Annotated in this window: 1 rRNA gene; it reads right to left on the bottom strand. The window is 55.8% G+C overall.

What is annotated here, in order from left to right:
* A 23S ribosomal RNA gene (locus H074_RS00010) occupies nucleotides 1–925 on the bottom strand; the annotation flags it as partial.

The following is a 925-nucleotide window of genomic DNA, read 5'->3' as shown; positions in this document are numbered from 1 at the left end:
CCAGCCATGCCACTGGCGTGACAACTGGCATACCAGAGGTTCGTCCGTCCCGGTCCTCTCGTACTAGGGACAGCCTTCCTCAAGTATCCTACGCGCGCGGCGGATAGGGACCGAACTGTCTCACGACGTTCTAAACCCAGCTCGCGTGCCGCTTTAATGGGCGAACAGCCCAACCCTTGGGACCTACTCCGGCCCCAGGATGCGACGAGCCGACATCGAGGTGCCAAACCATGCCGTCGATATGGACTCTTGGGCAAGATCAGCCTGTTATCCCCGGGGTACCTTTTATCCGTTGAGCGACACCCCTTCCACCAGGTGGTGCCGGATCACTAGTCCCGACTTTCGTCCCTGCTCGACATGTCTGTCTCACAGTCAAGCTCCCTTGTGCACTTGCACTCAACACCTGATTGCCAACCAGGCTGAGGGAACCTTTGGGCGCCTCCGTTACTCTTTAGGAGGCAACCGCCCCAGTTAAACTACCCATCAGGCACTGTCCCTGAACCAGATCATGGTCCGAGGTTCAGATTCCCAATCCGACCAGAGTGGTATTTCAACAACGACTCCACCAACACTAGCGTGCCAGCTTCACAGTCTCCCACCTATCCTACACAAGCCGAACCGAAAACCAATACCAAACTATAGTAAAGGTCCCGGGGTCTTTCCGTCCTGCCGCGCGTAACGAGCATCTTTACTCGTAGTGCAATTTCGCCGGGCCTGTGGTTGAGACAGCCGGAAAGTCGTTACGCCATTCGTGCAGGTCGGAACTTACCCGACAAGGAATTTCGCTACCTTAGGATGGTTATAGTTACCACCGCCGTTTACTGGCGCTTAAATTCTCAGCTTCACCCCGAAGGGTTAACCGGTCCTCTTAACGTTCCAGCACCGGGCAGGCGTCAGTCCATATACATCGTCTTGCGACTTCGCA

The sequence above is a fragment of the Amycolatopsis decaplanina DSM 44594 genome (assembly GCF_000342005.1).
Taxonomy (GTDB): domain Bacteria; phylum Actinomycetota; class Actinomycetes; order Mycobacteriales; family Pseudonocardiaceae; genus Amycolatopsis; species Amycolatopsis decaplanina.
Note: the sequence above shows the minus strand (reverse complement) of the source record. Positions and strands in the feature narration are given on the sequence as shown.